The organism is Clavibacter sp. CT19, assembly GCF_027858075.1.
Classification (GTDB): Bacteria; Actinomycetota; Actinomycetes; order Actinomycetales; family Microbacteriaceae; genus Clavibacter; species Clavibacter tessellarius_A.
The window spans coordinates 256,197-273,324 of the sequence record NZ_JAQHYR010000002.1; the positions used below are offsets into that span (position 1 = coordinate 256,197).

14 protein-coding genes are annotated in these 17,128 nt (G+C 73.8%); 9 read left to right on the top strand and 5 right to left on the bottom strand.

What is annotated here, in order from left to right; genetic code table 11:
• Positions 1–180 precede the first annotated feature (180 nt).
• From PED38_RS03435 to PED38_RS03455, 5 genes are all read left to right on the top strand, one after another.
• Positions 181–1,347, top strand: coding sequence for a PP2C family protein-serine/threonine phosphatase (locus PED38_RS03435; RefSeq protein ID WP_270979762.1), 1,167 nt, complete (start codon positions 181–183; stop codon positions 1,345–1,347).
• Positions 1,348–1,497: 150 nt separating this feature from the next.
• The gene (locus PED38_RS03440; RefSeq protein ID WP_270979763.1) at positions 1,498–3,024 is read left to right on the top strand and encodes an ABC transporter substrate-binding protein; all 1,527 of its coding nucleotides are present in this window, start codon (positions 1,498–1,500) and stop codon (positions 3,022–3,024) included.
• Positions 3,021–3,995, top strand: a complete 975-nt coding sequence (locus tag PED38_RS03445) for an ABC transporter permease (RefSeq protein WP_270979764.1) — start codon at positions 3,021–3,023, stop codon at positions 3,993–3,995. Before PED38_RS03440 ends, PED38_RS03445 begins: the two co-directional genes overlap by 4 nt.
• A complete protein-coding gene (locus PED38_RS03450) occupies positions 3,992–4,804 on the top strand; it encodes an ABC transporter permease subunit (protein WP_270979766.1) in 813 nt (270 codons plus the stop codon). Before PED38_RS03445 ends, PED38_RS03450 begins: the two co-directional genes overlap by 4 nt.
• Positions 4,801–6,300 (top strand): ABC transporter ATP-binding protein, encoded by a 1,500-nt coding sequence (locus tag PED38_RS03455; RefSeq protein ID WP_270979768.1) that lies wholly within the window; start codon positions 4,801–4,803, stop codon positions 6,298–6,300. The genes PED38_RS03450 and PED38_RS03455 overlap by 4 nt, the downstream gene beginning before the upstream one ends.
• Positions 6,301–6,390: 90 nt before the next feature.
• Here the strand turns inward: PED38_RS03455 and PED38_RS03460 are convergent, their stop codons facing one another.
• Positions 6,391–7,236, bottom strand: coding sequence for a sulfurtransferase (locus PED38_RS03460; RefSeq protein WP_270979770.1), 846 nt, complete (start codon positions 7,234–7,236; stop codon positions 6,391–6,393).
• Between the two features lie 108 nt (positions 7,237–7,344).
• Here PED38_RS03460 and alr point away from each other — a divergent pair, with 108 nt between their 5' ends.
• Both alr and PED38_RS03470 read left to right on the top strand, forming a co-directional pair.
• Positions 7,345–8,535, top strand: a complete 1,191-nt coding sequence (gene alr, locus PED38_RS03465) for an alanine racemase (protein ID WP_270979772.1) — start codon at positions 7,345–7,347, stop codon at positions 8,533–8,535.
• The gene (locus tag PED38_RS03470) at positions 8,532–9,542 is read left to right on the top strand and encodes a D-alanine--D-alanine ligase (protein WP_270979774.1); all 1,011 of its coding nucleotides are present in this window, start codon (positions 8,532–8,534) and stop codon (positions 9,540–9,542) included. The genes alr and PED38_RS03470 overlap by 4 nt, the downstream gene beginning before the upstream one ends.
• Here the strand turns inward: PED38_RS03470 and PED38_RS03475 are convergent.
• The 3 genes from PED38_RS03475 to PED38_RS03485 form a co-directional block, all read right to left on the bottom strand.
• Positions 9,505–10,041 (bottom strand): GNAT family N-acetyltransferase, encoded by a 537-nt coding sequence (locus PED38_RS03475; protein WP_063071431.1) that lies wholly within the window; start codon positions 10,039–10,041, stop codon positions 9,505–9,507. The genes PED38_RS03470 and PED38_RS03475 overlap by 38 nt on opposite strands.
• Before the next feature lie 140 nt (positions 10,042–10,181).
• Positions 10,182–11,177 (bottom strand): ribonucleotide-diphosphate reductase subunit beta, encoded by a 996-nt coding sequence (locus tag PED38_RS03480; protein WP_012039117.1) that lies wholly within the window; start codon positions 11,175–11,177, stop codon positions 10,182–10,184.
• Between the two features lie 168 nt (positions 11,178–11,345).
• The gene (locus PED38_RS03485) at positions 11,346–13,850 is read right to left on the bottom strand and encodes a ribonucleoside-diphosphate reductase subunit alpha (RefSeq protein WP_270979783.1); all 2,505 of its coding nucleotides are present in this window, start codon (positions 13,848–13,850) and stop codon (positions 11,346–11,348) included.
• A 378-nt stretch (positions 13,851–14,228) separates the two neighbouring features.
• Between PED38_RS03485 and PED38_RS03490 the strand changes: the two genes are divergently transcribed.
• Positions 14,229–15,440, top strand: coding sequence for an MFS transporter (locus PED38_RS03490; RefSeq protein WP_214582559.1), 1,212 nt, complete (start codon positions 14,229–14,231; stop codon positions 15,438–15,440).
• An 89-nt stretch (positions 15,441–15,529) separates the two neighbouring features.
• Positions 15,530–16,003, top strand: coding sequence for a hypothetical protein (locus tag PED38_RS03495; protein WP_270979785.1), 474 nt, complete (start codon positions 15,530–15,532; stop codon positions 16,001–16,003).
• A gap of 66 nt (positions 16,004–16,069) precedes the next feature.
• On the opposite strand, the gene PED38_RS03500 is transcribed toward PED38_RS03495, so the two are convergent.
• Positions 16,070–17,062 (bottom strand): aldo/keto reductase, encoded by a 993-nt coding sequence (locus PED38_RS03500; RefSeq protein ID WP_270979787.1) that lies wholly within the window; start codon positions 17,060–17,062, stop codon positions 16,070–16,072.
• Between the last annotated feature and the right edge of the window lie 66 nt (positions 17,063–17,128).

A 17,128-nucleotide genomic window follows, 5' to 3' on the forward strand; every position in this document is an offset into this window, starting at 1 on the left:
GGGAACGGCTGCGGGAAGCGGCCGGGACGCGCCGGATCCTAGGTCCCGAGCGCCTCCCCGTCCACGCCCGGACGGAAGCCCGCACGCGCGTAGGCTCGATGCATCGCGCACGACCGGTCCGGTGTCCTGCGCGATGCGCGGATCGGGGGATCCGCCGGAGGAGCGCAGGGGGAGCACGGGATGGACACGGAGCTCCGGGAGCGCCAGCGGCTCGAGTCGCTGGAGGCGCTGCACGTGTACGGCACGGCCCCGGAGACGCGGTTCGACCGCATCACGGTGATGATCGCCGAGTTCTACCGCGTGCCCATCGCCGCGGTCGGCATCATCGGCGCCGACGCCATCTGGATGAAGTCGCGCGTCGGCCTGCCCAGCCCGCGCTGGGCGCGCGACGGCACGTTCACCGAGGCGGCCCTCGACGCGGACGGCATGCTCGTCGTCGAGGACGCGTGGGAGGATCGAGAGCTCGCCTCCTCCCCCAGCACCACGGGCACGCTCAGCGTCCGCTTCTACGCCGCCCAGCAGCTGCGCGCACCCGACGGGAACGTCATCGGCGTCTTCTTCGTCGCCGACACCGTGCCGCGCTCCTTCGACGAGGCCGACCGTGCCCGCCTCTCCCTCATCGGCGACTTCTTCTCCGAGGAGCTCGCCCGCGAGACCGACGCCCACCGCGCCACCGAGGTCGCCCGCGCGCTCAGCCCGCAGGCCGCGCCGCACCTGGACGGCTACGAGGTCGCGGGCACGAGCGTCCCCGCGCAGGTCGTCGGCGGCGACGTGCACGACTGGTTCCTCGAGGGCGGCGACCTGCGCCTCACCCTCGCCGACGTGATGGGCAAGGGCGTCGGCGCCGCCATCCTCGCCGCGGGCGTCCGCGCGACCGTCCGCCTCGCATCCCGTTCCCACGGCGTGCGCGAGACGATGGTGCGCACGGCCGCCGCGCTCGTCGACGACCTCTCGACCGCGGGATCCTTCTCCACCCTGTTCCACGGGCGCCTCCAGCTCGCCACGGGCATCCTCACCTACGTCGACGCCGGGCACGGGCTCGCCCTCGTCCTCCGGGCGGACGGCGCGATGCTGCGCCTCCGCGGCCACCACCTCCCGCTCGGGCTCGAGGCGGAGGACGCGTGGCAGGAGCAGTCCGTGCGGCTGGATCCGGGGGACGGCCTCGTGGTGTTCAGCGACGGGCTGCTCGACTTCTTCCCCGACGAGGAGGCGGCCTACGCCTACCTCGCCGACCTCCTGGCGCGGCACGGATCCGCGCGGCGCTTCATCGACGCCCTCGTGGCCCTCACCCCGGCGGGACAGGCGGACGACTGCACGATCATCGCCGTGCGGCGCGCGGCGGACTGAGCCGCACCTCCCGTCCGGATCCCGCGGGCTCGTCGACCGGACGACGCGGTCGGTGTGTGGAATCTACTGAGAACGGTTCTCGATAAGCGGCTAGCCTGCGCCTCGACCCGCGCCGTCGCGCGGAGCCCACGCAGCTGCACGGAGGATCCCATGACCACGCTCCCCAGGAGGCACCCCGCGACCACCGCGGCGCTCGTCGCCGTCGCGATGACGGCGGCGCTGTCCGGCTGCGCCTCGTCGCCCGCCGGCTCCGCGGACGCCGCGACGGGCGGCACGCTCCGCGCGGCGTTCCCCGGCGGCGGCGCGTCCGAGACCCTCGACTACCTCGTCGGCCCGACCGCGCTCGACTACGTGCGGGCCCGGCTGGTGCACGCGCCGTTCTGCGAGCTCGACGCGTCCGCCGCGGACGGCGTCGCCTACGGCGCCCTCTCCTCCATCGACGTGAGCCCCGACCTCTCCTCCTACACGCTGCACGTGCGGCCCGACGTGCCGTTCACCGACGGATCCACGCTCACGGCCGCGGACGTCATCTACTCGCTCCGCGCGCCCGGGCTGCTGCACGGCCTGCCCTTCACGCAGATCGTCGCCCGCGACCTCGACGTGGATGCCGCCGCCGCCGTGGACGACCTCACCGTCACGCTGCCGACGCGCCACCCGGTCGCCGACGGGCGCCAGCTCATCTGCCAGAGCATGCTCGCCATCAAGGACGGCACCACGGAGTTCACCCCGACGACGCCGTCCTCCGGGCCCTTCACCATCAGCGGGTTCGAGCCCGGGCGCAGCACGGTCCTCACCCGGAACCCGAGCTTCTACGGCACCGCGCTCGGCACCGGGCCGACGCTCGACTCCATCGAGCTGCTGTCCGTGTCCGACGCGACCGCCCGCGAGGACGCCCTGCGCCAGGGCCAGGTCGACTACGCGAGCGGACTCGCCCCGGCGCAGGCCCAGGAGCTGCAGGGAGCGTCCGGGATCACCGTCTCCACGAGCGAGCTGCCGTACGCCTCCTCCCTCCAGTTCGCCATGAACCCGGCGTTCGCCCCGTTCGCCGACGAGCGCGTGCGGGAGGCGTTCAAGCTCGCGATCGACCGGCAGCAGATCGTCGACACCGTGTACTTCGGCCACGCGTTCGCGGGCGACGACGTGCCGGGGCTCGGCTTCCCGAGCTACGACACGACCCTGCCGGTGCGCGAGCACGACCCGGACCGGGCGCGGGCGCTGCTCGCCGACGCCGGCCAGAGCGGCATGTCCGTGACGCTCACGGCGGGCCCCGAGCTGCCCGGCATGGTCGAGACGGCCACCCTCATCGTGCAGGACCTCCGCGCGATCGGCGTGGACGCGACCCTCTCCGAGCTGCCGGCGGGCCAGCTCTACGCCGACTACGCCGCGTACCAGAAGCTGCCGTTCGCGGCCGGGTACACGCCGCCGGCGCTCTTCGAGCCGAACCACGTGCCCGGCGCCCTGCCCGAGGCGGATGCGCTCGTCGCCGAGGCCCGCAGCGCCGCCACCCCGGACGCACGGCTCGCCGCGTCGCACCGGGCGCAGCGGATCCTGTGGGAGAAGGGGTACACGATCGCGCCGGTGTTCGTGCCCTCCGTCAGCGCGCGAGCCGACGGCGTCGGCGGCATCCGCGAGCTGCAGTTCCCCGACCTGTCCCGGGCGACGGTCGCGGCGCGGTGAGCGCCGCGGCGCCGCTCGGCCGGTGGATCGCCGGGCGGTTCGGCGCCGCGATCGTGACCCTCGTGGCGCTCTCGGTCGTCGTCTTCGGGAGCGCGTCCGCGCTCCCGGGCGACGCCTCGGGCGCGCTCGCGGGCAGCGGCGCGACCCCGTCGGAACGCGACGCCCTGCGGACGGATCTCGGCCTCGACCGGCCCGTGGCGGAGAGGTACCTCTCCTGGGTCCTCGCCGCCCTGCACGGCGACCTCGGCCGGTCGCTGGTCTCCGGCCGCGAGATCACGCCGCTGGTCGCCGAGCGCCTGACCGACACGCTGACGGTCACCGCGATCGCGGTGGCGGTCATCGCGGCGACCGCGACCGGGGTCGGCCTCGCGTCCGGCATGCGGGAGGGCAGCGCGGCCGACCGGATGCTCACCGCCCTGACGGTGCTCACGATGTCGACCCCGGACTTCCTCACCGCCACCGCGCTGCTCGCGCTCCTCACCTCCCTCGTCCCGCTGCTCCCGGCGGTGGCCCTCCTGCCGCTCGGCGACAGCGCGTGGCAGCATCCGGAGGTGCTCGTGCTGCCCGTCGCGACGCTCGCGCTCGGCGGAGCCGGGCCGGCCGCCCGCATGATGCGGGCCGCCGTCGTCGACGTGATGCGCGCGCCGTTCATCGAGCACGCACGGCTGAACGGGGCCCGCGGCGTCCGCCTCGCACTCGTGCACGTGCTGCCGAACGCCGCGGCTCCCGCGCTGCAGTCGCTGACGCTGGTGGCCGCCGGCCTGCTCGGCGGCGGGATCGTCGTCGAGACGCTGTTCGGCCTCCCGGGCATCGGCCTGGAGCTCACGCGCGCGGTGTCCGCGCGGGACGTGCCCACGGTGGAGGCCGTCGCGCTGACGCTCGGCGCCACGGCCCTCGCGATCGTGCTCGCGGGCGACGTCGGCGCGGCCCTCCTCCGACGCCGCCGGGGCGCCGAGCGGGTGGGCGGATGACCGACGCGCCCGGCGGATCGCGCGCCCGCGTCGCCGCCCTGGTGCTCGCCGCGGCCGTCGTCGGCGCCGCCCTCCTCGGGCCGCTGCTGCCGCTCGGCTCGCCGGACCAGGTCGTCGGCCGGCCGTTCGCGGGGCCCGACGCCGCGCATCCGCTCGGCACGGAGCTGCTGGGGCGCGATCTGCTCGCGCGCGTGGCGGCCGGCGGGCAGGGGCTCGTGCTCGAGGCCCTGGGCGCGACCCTCGCGGCGAGCGCCGCCGGACTCGCGATCGGGATCTGGTCGGGACTCCGCCCCTCCCGCCGGGCCGACGCGGCGGTGCGCATCCTCGACGCGGTGACCGCCCTGCCGGCGCTGCTGGTCCTGCTCGTCATCGCGGCGGGCGCTCCCGGGCAGCCGGCCGCGATCGTCGCCGCCATCGCCCTCGTGAGCGCGCCCTTCTCGGTGCGCGTCATCCGGCAGCGGACGCGCGCCGTCGCGGCGGCCGACCACGTGATGGTCGCCCGCTCGCGCGGCGACGGGATCGGCAGCCGGCTGCGACACGACATCCTCCCCGGGATCCGCCGGGTCGCCCTGGCGGACGCGGGCCTCCGCTTCATCGCCGCGCTCCAGATCGCCGCGACCGCCGGCTTCCTCGGCGTCGGCGCCAGCGCGCCCGCCGCGGATTGGGGGCGCATGGTCCGCGAGGACGTGGTCGGCCTCCGCGCGAACCCGCTCGCGACCCTCGTCCCCGCCGGGCTCCTCGTGGCCGTCTCGCTGGGCGTCACGCTGGCCGTGGACGCGTCCGGCCGGCGTCGCGGGGTCGACCGATGATCCACGCCATCGACGTCCGGGGCCTCACTATCCACGGGACGTCCGCACCCGGCACCGCCGGACCGCCGCTCCTCCGCGCGATCGACCTGCGCGTCGCGCCCGGCGAGGTCGTCGGGCTGTCCGGGCCGTCTGGCAGCGGCAAGTCGACCATCCTGCACGCGCTCGTCGGCCACGTCTCTCCCGGCATGCGGGTCGCGGCCGGCACCGTCCGCGTCCATGGCGCGGATCCCCTCGCCCCGGCCGGCCGACGCCTCCTGCGCGGACGCGTCGTCGGCCACCTGCCGCAGGATCCCGCGAGCGCCCTCGATCCCGCGCGGACGGCGATGCACCACCTGCGCTCGCGAGCCCGGCGGTCCACGGGCCGCTCCGGGCGCGCGGAGCTCGACCGGCTCGTGCTCGCGGCCGCCCACGACGCCCACCTCGACCCCGCGCTGCTGCACCGACGCGGATGCGAGCTCTCGGGCGGTCAGGCCCAGCGCGTGATCCTGGCCGCGCTGCTCGTCGGCCGTCCCGCGGTGGTCCTCCTCGACGAGCCCACGAGCGACCTGGACGCCGAGACCGCCGACCTGGTCGCGCGCCGCCTCGCCGACCTCCCCTGGCTCCCGGCCGTCGTCCTCGCGAGCCACGCCCCCGACGTCCTCGCGCGCTCCCGCGCCCGCATCCTCACCCTGCGCGACGGGGTGCTCGGCGAGCCGGCCGTCCCGGCGGACGCGGGGCCCGCACGCGCCGGTGGAAGGGCGACCCCGCGATCCCGGGCGACGGAGCCGGCCGCGCGCCTCCCACGCGAGGCGCCCGGTCACACCCCGGACGACGCGGCCCCCGCCGGCGGCGCGGCCCCCGCCGGCGTCGATGTGGTCGACCTCCGCATCCGCCTCGGTGGCGCTGCGGTCGTCGACGGAGGCTCCTTCCGCATCCCGCCCGGCGGGATCCTGGCCCTGCGCGGCCGGTCCGGGTCCGGGAAGACGAGCGTCGGCCGCGCGCTCGCCGGCCTGCTCGCGCCGGAGGCGGGCGAGCTGCGCGTGGACGGCCGCCGGGTCCCCTGGTCGGGCGACGACCGCCGTCGTGCCGAGAGGATGCTCGTGGGGCTGGTCCTCCAGGACTCCCGCACGGCGCTGCACCCGGAGGAGACGGTGCGCACGGCCATCGCGCGTGCCGGCCGTGCCGCGGTCCGCCAGGGCGCCGTCCCCGCCGCTCCGGCCGAGCTGCTGGAGCGCCTCGGGCTGGATCCGCGCCTGCTCGACCGCCGGCCGCACGAGCTGAGCGGCGGTCAACGCCAGCGCGTCGCGATCGCCCGGGCGATGGCCGCGGCACCGACCCTGCTGGTGTGCGACGAGGTCACGGCGTCCCTGGATCCCCCGGCGGAGCGCCAGGTGCTCGACGCCCTCGACGACGCGTGCACGCGCACCGGCCTCGCGGTCCTGCTCATCACGCACAGCGACGCGGCGGCCCTCCGCGCGCATCGGGTGCTCACGCTGGACGCCGGCCGTCTCGTCTGACGCCGGCCGTCGCGCCCGGCGACCTCGCCCCGCCCGGCGCGCCGCACGCGACGGCGTCGGTCCCCGCCCGACGTGCCGCACGCGACGGCGTCAGTGCCCGCCCGGTTCCGCACCGGTCGCGGCCGGCAGCTCGGGCCGGTTCGCCCACGCCGACCAGGATCCGGGGTACAGGGCCGCGTCGATCCCGGCGATGCGGAGCGCCGCGACCTCGAGCGCCGCGCTGACGCCGGACCCGCAGTACACCGCGACCTCCCCCGCCTCCGGCACGCCGAGCCCGGCGTACCGCGCGCGCAGCTCCGCGGCCGAGCGGAACGCGCCGTCGGCGTCGAGCGCGTCCGAGGAGGGCGCGCTGCGGGCGCCCGGGATGTGGCCGGCGCGCGGATCCCACGGCTCGACCTCCCCGCGGTACCGCTCCCCCGCGCGCGCGTCGAGCAGGACGCCGTCGTGCGCGACGCGGGCGGCGCCGGCCTCGTCGACCACGGCGAGGAGCCCGGAGGTGAGCGTCACGTCGCCGGGCGCCGGCACCACCGGGCCGGTCTCGAGCGGCAGCCCGGCCGCGGTCCAGGCGGGCAGCGCGCCGTCGAGGATCCGCACGTCGGCGATCCCGGCGTCACGCAGCACCCACCAGGCCCGGGCCGCCGCGAGGCCGCCCCCGCCGTCGTACGCCACGACGACGTCGCCCGTCCGGATCCCCCAGCGCCGGGCCGCCTCCTGCAGCGCCTCCCGATCCGGCAGCGGATGCCGCCCCTCCTCCGGCGCACCGTGCCGCGACAGCTCCTCGTCGAGGTCGACGTACACGGCTCCCGGGATGTGCCCGGCCTCGTGCAGCGGCCGGCCGGGAGGGCCGCCGAGCGACCAGCGCACGTCGAGGACCCGGACGTCGTCGCGGGTGCGGAGGGCGTGATCCAGCTCGGCCGGCGTGAGGGTGATCCACATGTCCCCCATGCTCGCAGGCGGGATCGACGCCTCGACCCCCTAGGGTTGCGGGATGCGCAGTCCCGTGCTCGAGGACGGTCTCCCGTCCGGGCAGGGCGGTGACGGCGCGTGAACGACCCCCGAGGCGAGGTGCGCGCCCAGGTCCACCCGGACGCGATCCGGCACAACACGGCGGTGTTCGCCGCGTGGACGGGGACGCCCGTCATGGCCGTCGTCAAGGCCGACGGCTACGGGCTCGGAGCGCTCACCGCGGCGCGCGCGGGCATCGAGGGCGGCGCGACCTGGATCGGCGTGACCGCCGTGCAGCACGCCGTGCGCCTCCGCCTGGCCGGCATCCGCGTGCCCGCGCTCAGCTGGCTGAACACGGCCGTCGTCGACTTCGCGGTCGCGGCCGAGCACCGCGTGGACGTGGCGGTGGGCACCTTCGCGGAGCTCGGACGCGCGATCGACGCGGACGGCGCGCCCCGCGTGCACCTGCAGATCGACACCGGGCTCACGCGCGAGGGCTTCCCCGAGGCGGACTGGGAGCTCCTCGCCGCTCGCGCCGCCGAGGCCGAGCGACGCGGCCGGATCCGCGTCGTCGGCGCCATGACGCACATGGCCTCGGCGGACCGCCCGGCGGCTCCCGCGAACGAGGCCCAGCGCCGGGCCTTCGAGCGCGCCTGGGAGGCCCTCCTCGCTGCGGGGCTGGATCCCGAGGAGCGCCACGCCGCCGGGTCCGCCGCCGCCCTCCTCGATCCCGCCTCGCGCGGCACGCTGGTGCGGATCGGCGCCGGCCTCGCCGGGATCGACGCGAGCGGATCCGCCGGCCTCCGCTGGGCGCTGACCCTCCGCGCCCCGCTGATGGACGTGCGCCGCGTCGATGCGGGCACGTCCGTCGGGTACGGCGGCACCTGGACCGCCGAGCGCGACACGATGCTCGGCCTGCTCCCCGTCGGCTACGCGGACGGCCTCCCCCGGGCCGCCTCCCCGCTCGCCTCCGTGCAGGTCGCCGGCCGCCGGGTGCCGGTCGCCGGCGTGCTGTCCATGAACCAGACCGTCGTCGACCTCGGCCCCGGCTCCGCGGACTCGGTCGGCGACGAGGCCGTCGTGCTCGGCGACGGATCCGATGGCGCGCCCACCGCGGGCGACTGGGCCCGCTGGGCCGGCACCATCCCGCACGAGGTCCTCACCGCCGTCGGGAGCGCCCTCGCGACGCACGGCGACGTGGGGTCCGCGTCCGTCGACCCGGCCCCGACCCCGGCCGACGCATCCGGCACCCCCGCCCCGCCCCGCGACCGGACGGAGATCCGCGCATGACCGCAACCCCCCACGCCCCCCGCACCGCCCGGGACGCCGCATGCACGCGCGTCGCCGTCATCGGCGGCGGGAGGAGCACCGAGCACGACGTGTCGCTGGCCTCCGCCGCGGGCGTCGCCGCCGCGCTCGACCCGGCGCGCTTCGACGCCGTCCCGCTCACCCTGCTGCGCGACCACGGCTGGCTCGACGCGTCCGGCCGGGCGCTCACGCTGGCCGGTGCGATCGACGTCCTCGCCGGCTGCGACGTCGCCATCCCGATGCTGCACGGGCAGGACGGGGAGGACGGCACGATCGCCGCGCTCCTCGAGCTCGCGGGCGTCCCCTACGTCGGGTCCGGCGTGCGCGCGGGCGCCATCGGCATGGACAAGCTGCAGACCAAGCTCCTGGCGACCTCGATCGGCATCGCGGTCGCGCCCGGCGTGCAGCTCACGCGCGGCTCGGCGGCCGCGTACGCATGGGACCACCCGGTCATCGTGAAGCCGGCCGTGGGCGGATCCAGCCACGGCGTCGGCCTCGCGGAGTCCGCCGGAGACCTGCCCGCCGCGCTCGCGGACGCCTTCGCCGTCGACGACCGCGTGCTGGTCGAGGACCTGATGTCGGGCCGCGAGATCGACCTGCCCGTCATCCGCGCCGCGGACGGCGCGGTGCGCATCGGCCCCGCGGTGGAGATCCTCGCCGACGGCGTGTTCGACGCCGAGACGAAGTACGGCGGCGAGGCCCGCTTCGCCATCCCCGCCCCGCTCGCGCCCGAGGAGCTGGCCGCCCTGCACGACGCGGCCACCCGCATGGCGGAGGCGCTCGACTGCCGCGGCGTCGTCCGCGTCGACTTCTTCCTCACCGCGGACGGCCCCGTCCTCAACGAGGTGAACACGACGCCGGGCTGCACCGCCGCGTCGCAGGTCCCGCGCAGCTTCGCCGCCGACGGCCTCGCCTTCGCCGACCTGCTCGCCCTCCTCGTCGACGACGCCCTCAGCGCAGCGGCTTCTCGAAGCAGATCGAGTTCGTGACCGGGATGTACGGCGGGTACACGTCGATCGGCAGCCAGCCGGCCGTCGCGTAGAGCCGCACGGCGTCGGGCTGCCGGTCGCCGGTCTGCAGGATCATCCGGTGCGCGCCGCGCTCCCGTCCGACCCGCTCGAGCTCGGCCATGAGCACGCGGGCGAGCCCCGTGCCGCGGTGCGCCGGATCCACGACGACCTTCTTCAGCTCCAGCTCGCCGCGCAGCCGACGGATGACGCCGTGCGCGGCCGCCTCGCGATCGTCGCCCTCCGGCACGAGCAGCACGACCGCCTCGACGTCGGCGGGGTCGATCGCGAACGCGACGGCGGCCTTCGCCGGCCAGTCCGGGTCGTCGGCGTGCCGACCCTCGTAGCGGACGTCCATCTCGTCCTCCATGGCGCGGCGCATCCGGGCGCCGCGCGGGTCGTCCCACCCCACGACCTCGGTGCGGTAGGCCCGCCCGTCGCGGGCGACGTGACGCGGGGCGGAGTCGTGCTGCTGGTCCATGGGCCCTCTCGATGGCGGCGATGGTGATGCGGGCGGCGGCACGACGCCGCCCGCCCCGGCATCGACGGATGCGCGGCGCGGGCGGCGTCGGGTGGTGAGGTGGTGCGGCGCCGCGGTCTTCCGCGGCGGGTGGTGCGGTCCTACTTGGCGCCGACCGTGGCGGACGCGTTCGACTCGTACGACGTGTTGGTCGACTCGAAGAAGTTGACGAGCTGCAGCGTGTCGTTCGCCGTGGCCATCCACTTCGCCGGGTTGGAGACCTTGTACTCGGCCTCGAAGCCGAGCTCCTCCAGGCGGCGGTCGGCCAGGTACTTCACGTACTGGTTGATGTAGTTCGCGTTGAGGCCGAGGATGCCGTTCGGCAGGAGGTCGCGGTTGTACTGCTCCTCCATCTCGACGGCGTCGAGGATCATCTGCTTGATCTCGGCGGCGAACTCCTCCGTCTGCAGGTCGGGGTTCTCCTCGAGCACCGTGAGGATGAGGTTGATGCCGAACTTGAGGTGCAGCGACTCGTCGCGCACGATCCAGTCCATGAGCGAGCCGAAGTTGCGCAGCAGGTTCCGCTGGCGGAACGACAGCGACACCATGAAGCCCGAGTAGAACCAGATGCCCTCGAGGATCACGTTGTACGCGACGAGGTTCCGGACGAAGTCCTTCTTGCCCTCGGTGGTGGTGATGTCGAGGGTCTGCTCGGTCATGCGCTTGATGAACTTGACCTCGAACTCCTCCTTGCGGGCCATCGACGGGATGTCGACGTGGGAGTTGTACGCGGCCTCGCGGTCGATCGGGAACGTCTCCAGGACGTACTCGAACGACATGCAGTGGTTCGCCTCCTCCCACATCTGCTTCGCCAGGTAGAGGTGGCACTCCGGCGCGTTGATGTAGGGGTAGACGCCGAACGCGAGCGCCTTGTTCACGAGGAGCTCGTTCGGGTTGAAGTAGCTCATGAGGAACGTGATCGCGTGGCGCTCCTCGTCCGTCATCTTCTTGAAGTCCGCGATGTCCTCGCCGAGCTGGATCTCGTTGGGGAACCACGTGTTGGCGACGGCCTGGTCGTACAGGTCCATGGCCCACTGGTAGTTGACGGGCTTGAGGAGGAGGCCCTCCTGGATTCCCGTGCCGAGGATCTTCGACATCTGCTTCTTCTTCCCTGTTGCTTCTAGCTCGTCGTTCGTGTGGGGGCGGGTCGCGCCGCGCGGGCTGCGCGACCCGCTGCGGCGGTCCTGCCTACTGGCAGGAGTCGCACTGGAGCTCGTCCATGGGGTCCATGGGGACGACGTAGTCGCCGAACGTGTCGTCGTTCATCAGCGTGCACCTCCCACTCCGCCGAAGCCGAAGCCCTTGCGGGGCGCCGGAGCGGACTGCGGCGCCGGGGCGTCCGCGGTCGCGGTGGATGCGGGAGCCGCGGTGGCGGGCACGGCCGCGGGAGCGCCGCCGCCGAATCCGCCGAAGCCCTTGCGCTTGGTGCCGTCGGCGTCCTGCGACTTGTCGACCTTGACGGTCGACTGCTCGGCGGTGTGACGCGGCTTCATGTGCAGGTAGTACGTGGTCTTGACCCCGCGCTCCCAGCCGGCGAAGTAGATGTCCATCATGTCGCCGAGGTCGCGCGTCTCGAGGTACATGTTGCGGCTGATGGCCTGGTCGATCCACTTCTGCGCGCGGGCCGCGACCTCGAGGAACGCGTACGGCGAGAGCTGGAAGCTCGTGCGGTACGTGGCCTTGACCGAGTCCGGGATGGCGGCGATGTTCTGGATGTCGCCCTGGCTGCGCAGGATGCTCTCGCGCACGGTCTCCCAGAGGCCGAGCTCCTGCAGGTCCTTCACCAGGTTCCGGTTGACCTCGAGGAACTTGCCCGAGGAGGTGGAGCGGCTGAAGATCTGCGAGAACTGCGGGTCGAGGCCGGGCGTGGTGCCGGCGACGAGGCCGATGGACGCGGTGGGCGCGATCGCCATGAGCGTCGCGTTGCGCATGCCGCCCTTGACCTTGGCGCGGAGCGCGTCCCAGTCGAGGCGCGTGGTGCGGTTGACCTTGACGGGCACGCCGCGGTCGGCCTCCATGAGCGCGATCGAGTCGAGCGGCACGAGGCCCTCCGACCAGCGCGAGCCCGCGAAGTTCGGGTACGCGCCGCGCTCCTTGGCGAGATCGGCCGACTCGTCGATGGCCGCGTAGGAGACGTGCTCCATGATCTCGTCGATGAGGTCGTACGACTCCTCCGACTCGTACGAGAAGCCGAGCTTCTCCACGACGTCGGTGAAGCCCATGACGCCGAGGCCCACCGCGCGGTTCTGCTGGTTGGAGAAGTCCGCCTCCTTCACGCTGGAGCGCGTGATGTCGATGAGGTTGTCGAGCTGGCGCACCGCGAGGCGCGCGCTCTGCTCGATCTTCGCGAAGTCGATCTTGCCGTCGGCGAAGTGCTGCGACAGGTTGATGGACGCCAGGTTGCAGACGGAGACGTTGTCCTCGTCCTGCGGCAGCGTGATCTCGGTGCAGAGGTTCGAGAGGTGGATCGTGCCCGTGTTGTTGTTCAGGGCGCGGTTGTTGATCGTGTCCTTCCAGGTCAGCCACGGGTGGCTGGTGGTCTGGAGCGAGATGAGGATCGACTTGAACTGCTCGCGCGCCTTGATGCGCTTGAACATCCGGATGCGCCCGGCCTCGGCCTCGCCGACGTAGAACGCGTAGCGCTCCGAGAACGCCTTGCCGTACAGCTCGTTGAGGTCGGAGACCTCCAGCGGGTCGAAGAGGTACCAGTCGTCGTCGTTCTGGACGCGCTTCATGAACTCGTCGCTGATCCACACGGCCGTGTTGGCGGTGCGGGTGCGGCGGTACGGGTCGCCCGAGTTCTGGCGCAGGTCGAGGAACTCGGGGAAGTCGAGGTGCCAGTTCTCCATGTAGAAGCACAGGGCGCCGAACTTCTTGCCGCCGCGGCTGACGGCGCGGAGCACCGAGTCGATGGTGTGCATGAACGGGATGGGGCCCGTGGAGGTGGTGTTGTTCGAGCGGATGGGCGAGCCCTGCGCGCGCAGCTTGGAGACGGAGAGGCCGATGCCGCCCGTGCCCTTGGTGAGCCACATGACGTCGCGCGTGGTCTTCGCGATGTGCTCGATGTCGTCCTGCATCTCCATGACGAAGCAGTTCGCGAGCTGCGGGTAGATGGTGCCCGCGTTGACGAGGGTGGAGCCGGCCGCGAGGTACTCGAGCTTCGACATCTTCTCGTAGAAGGCGATGGCGGTCGCGGTCGGGTCCTGCTCGTTGAGCGTGAGGCCCATCGCGATGCGCATCCAGAAGTACTGGGGCACCTCGAGGGCGTCGCCGTTGCGGCCCTTGATGCCGTAGCGGTTGTTCAGCGTGACGACGCCGATGTACTTGAGCAGCTCGTCGTGCGCGGGCTCCAGGGCCTGGGCGAGGCGCTCCAGGTCGAACAGCTGCACGAGGCGGGAGTCGAGGAGCATCTCGTCGACGCCGCGCTGGATGTTGCGGGCGAAGTGCTCCGCGTGGAGGCGCTTGAGCTCCTCGGGCGACGAGTAGTCGCCGAGGACGCGCTTGTAGATGGTCTTGAGGAGGAGGCGCGCCGCGACGGTGTCGAACGCCGGGTCGTCCTTCACGTTCTGGAGCGCGACCTGGATGACCGCCTCATCCAGCTGCTGCGTGGTGATCCCGTCGAAGAGGGTGATCTCCAGCTCGGACGCGATCTGCGTGACCCAGCCGATGTTCTCATCGAGGCCCTGCGTGGCGTCCTCGATGGCCAGGTTGATGCGGTTCGCGTCGTACGGCTCCCGCGTGCCGTCGCGCTTCACTACGGTGATGGACACTCTGCTCCTCGTCGTCTTCGTCGTCCGCCCTGATCGGCTGCGGACCGTCCTGCTGTCGGCGGCGACGCGGTGCGGGTCGTGCCCGCCGCGCCATGTGCCTCACCAGCCCTGGTCCTCACCAGGGGAAATGCTCGGCGGGCCCTCATCCGCCCGGCTCCGGGGAGCAAAGGCGGCGGGGTGTCCCGCGGTCCCATCACTATATATGCGGGCCCCCGGCCGAGCCCAACCCCATATGTAGTGGGCGTGTCGTCCACAGGTGTGGACAACTCCGCGGACTTGTCCACAGGTTCCACAGGCTACGGAGGTCCCCCGACATCCCTGTCCGGTGGCGCCCGGGGCTGCGGGCGGATGCCTCACGGACGGTAGGATCTGACCCTCGTGAGCACGTACGGAAGCCTCCTCAAGACCCGCGGCGTGGGCCGGATCATCGCCGCCCAGCTCGTGGCGCGCTTCCCCGGCGGCATGCTCTCGCTCGCGTTCCTCATGCACGTCGAGCGGATCCACGACTCGTACGGCGCAGCCGGCCTCGTGCTGGCCGCGACGAGCATCGGCCAGGCCGTGGCCGGTCCCCTCACCAGCCGGTGGATGGGCGTCTGGGGCATGCGGCCCGTCCTCGTCCTCACGTCCATCGTCTGCACCGTCGCCGTCGTCGCCGTGGCGCTCGGCGACGCGGGCACCTCGGTCCCGGTCTTCATGGTGCTCGGCCTCGTCGCCGGCCTCGCCAACCCGCCCGTGCAGCCCGCCGTCCGCACCATCTACCCGAAGATGGTCAACTCCAAGCAGCTCACGCCCCTGTTCTCGCTCGACGCCTCGGCACAGGAGATCATCTGGGTCCTCGGGCCCGTCATCGCGACCTTCCTCGCGATCCAGGTCGACACGAGCGCCGGGATCCTCGTCGCGGCGGCGTTCCTGGTCGGCGGCGGCGCGTGGTTCATCTCCTCCCCCGAGCTCGGCCGGGTGCGCATCCCGCGCAGCAAGCGCCGCTTCGGCGTCGTGCTCGGGCGCCCGCCCGTGCTCCTCAGCACCGTGGTCGGCTTCCTCCTCATCGCCGCGTGCTCCGCCATCGAGGCGGGCGTCGTCGCGGTCTACGGGCACGGCGGCCCGGAGGCCGGCTTCGTGCTCGCGATCTTCGCGGTCGGCTCGCTCATCGGCGGCCTGTCGCTCGGGCACATCCCCATCAGCCCGTGGGCCATGGCCCGGCGGCTCACGATCATCCTGGTCGGCACGGCCCTCGCCGCCGTCTGGATGCAGTTCGCCTGGCTCTCCGTGTTCCTCTTCCTGGCGGGCGTGGGCATCGCGCCCGCCCTCGCGGTGCTCTTCGCGGTCGTGTCCTCGTCGGTGCGGTTCAGCGACACCGCCGAGGCGTACGGCTGGGTCGGCACCGGCCAGCTCATCGGCGCGGCCCTCGGGTCCGCGGCCGCCGGCTTCGTCATCGACGCACAGGGCGCGCAGGGCGCCTTCGTCGTGGCGGCCGCGCTGCTCGCCGCGGGCACCGCGATCGCCGCCGTGTTCCACCGCCACAGTCCGGACCTCCGCGGACGCGACGCCGGGCCGATCCCGGACACGGAGCCCGTCGCCATCGTCACCTGACACGCGGGCTGCCAGCGCGGGTCCGCTCCGCACCCCAGAGTTCCCGCCCCCGCGGAAAACGGAGCCGCCCGGCTGGATAGTGTGAGGGCATGACCTCTCAGCAGACCCCTCTGACCACGCGACGCCTGCGGGCCGGGATCGCCGGGCTCGGGCTCGTCCTCGGCCTGACGCTCGCCGGCTGCAGCTCGCCCGCCGCCGACGACGCCGCCACCCCCGCGCCCTCCGCCTCCGCGAGCGCCCCCGCCGAGGCCGCCGCCCCCACGCCCGACGCGAGCGCGAGCGCCGGCTCCGGCGACGCCGCCGCGACCGGATCCAAAGAGGCCATCGCCGCGAAGACCCGCGAGATCGCCTGCGGTCTCAAGGACAAGTCGACGCTCGAGGAGTCGGACGTCCAGGCGTTCCGCGACCTCGGCACCGAGATCTCCGCCTCGCCCGAGAACGGCGCCGCGGCGGCCGGCCAGCAGATCACGGCCCTCGCCGACCAGATCGCCCCCGGGGTCGGCCAGCCCCTCAGCGCCGACCTGAAGACGCAGATGTCGTCCGCCTGCGACAAGCTGCAGTAGCGGTCTCCCACGATCGACGGCCCCGACCCGCGCAGAGCGGGTCGGGGCCGTCGCACGTGCGGGCGGCTACCAGCGCGGGTGCACGGCCTCGCGGAAGCACCGGTCGTAGATGTCGGCCACCTGCCGCTCGAAGACCTCGCCGAGCGCGGGGGCGTCGCCGGCCTGCGCGTTGGCGCGTGCCTGCTCCGCGTTGCGCGCGCCGGGGATCACCGTGGAGACGCCCTCGCGCTGCACGATCCAGGCGAGCGCGACCTGCGCGGGCGTGAGGTCGGGCGCGGCCTCGTGCGCGGCCGCGGCGAACTCGCGCGCCGCGGTGACGCCCTGCTCGTAGTCGACGCCGGAGAAGGTCTCGCCGACGTCGAACGCCTCGCCCTTGCGGTTGAAGCTGCGGTGGTCGGTCTCGGCGAAGGTCGTGTCCGCCGAGTAGCGGCCGCTGAGGAGGCCCGAGGCGAGCGGGACGCGCGCGATGACGCCGACCCCGGCCTCCGCCGCAGCGGGCAGCACCCGGTCGAGCGGCTTGAGGCGGAACGCGTTGAGGATGATCTGCACGCTCGCGACGCCCGGCCGCGCGATGGCGAGGAGGGCCTCGTCGGTCGTCTCGACGCTCACGCCGTAGGACGCGATGGCGCCGTCGGCGACGAGCTCGTCGAGGGCGTCGTAGACGCGGTCGCTCGAGAAGACGGGCGTGGGCGGGCAGTGCAGCTGCACGAGGTCGAGCGTGTCGACCCCGAGGTTGCGGCGCGAGCGGTCGGTCCACTCGCGGAAGCGGTCGAGGGTGAAGTTCGCGGGATCCTGCGCGTCGCGGCGGCCCATCTTCGTGGCGACCGTGACGCCGGAGCCCGGGTGCGCACGGAGCCAGGATCCGATGATCGTCTCGCTGCGGCCGTCGCCGTAGACGTCGGCGGTGTCGAAGAAGGTGATGCCCGCGTCGGCCGCCGCATCGAGCACGGCGAGCGCGTCGTCCTCGGCGACGTCACCCCAGTCCCCGCCGAGCTGCCAGGTCCCGAGTCCGATGACCGAGACGTTCCGATGGGTCCTGCCGAGGCTTCTCTGCTCCATGCGTCGAGCCTACGCGCGGGGCGGGCGCCGGGCCGGGCGCCGGGGGTGCCGCGATCCATGGCCGAC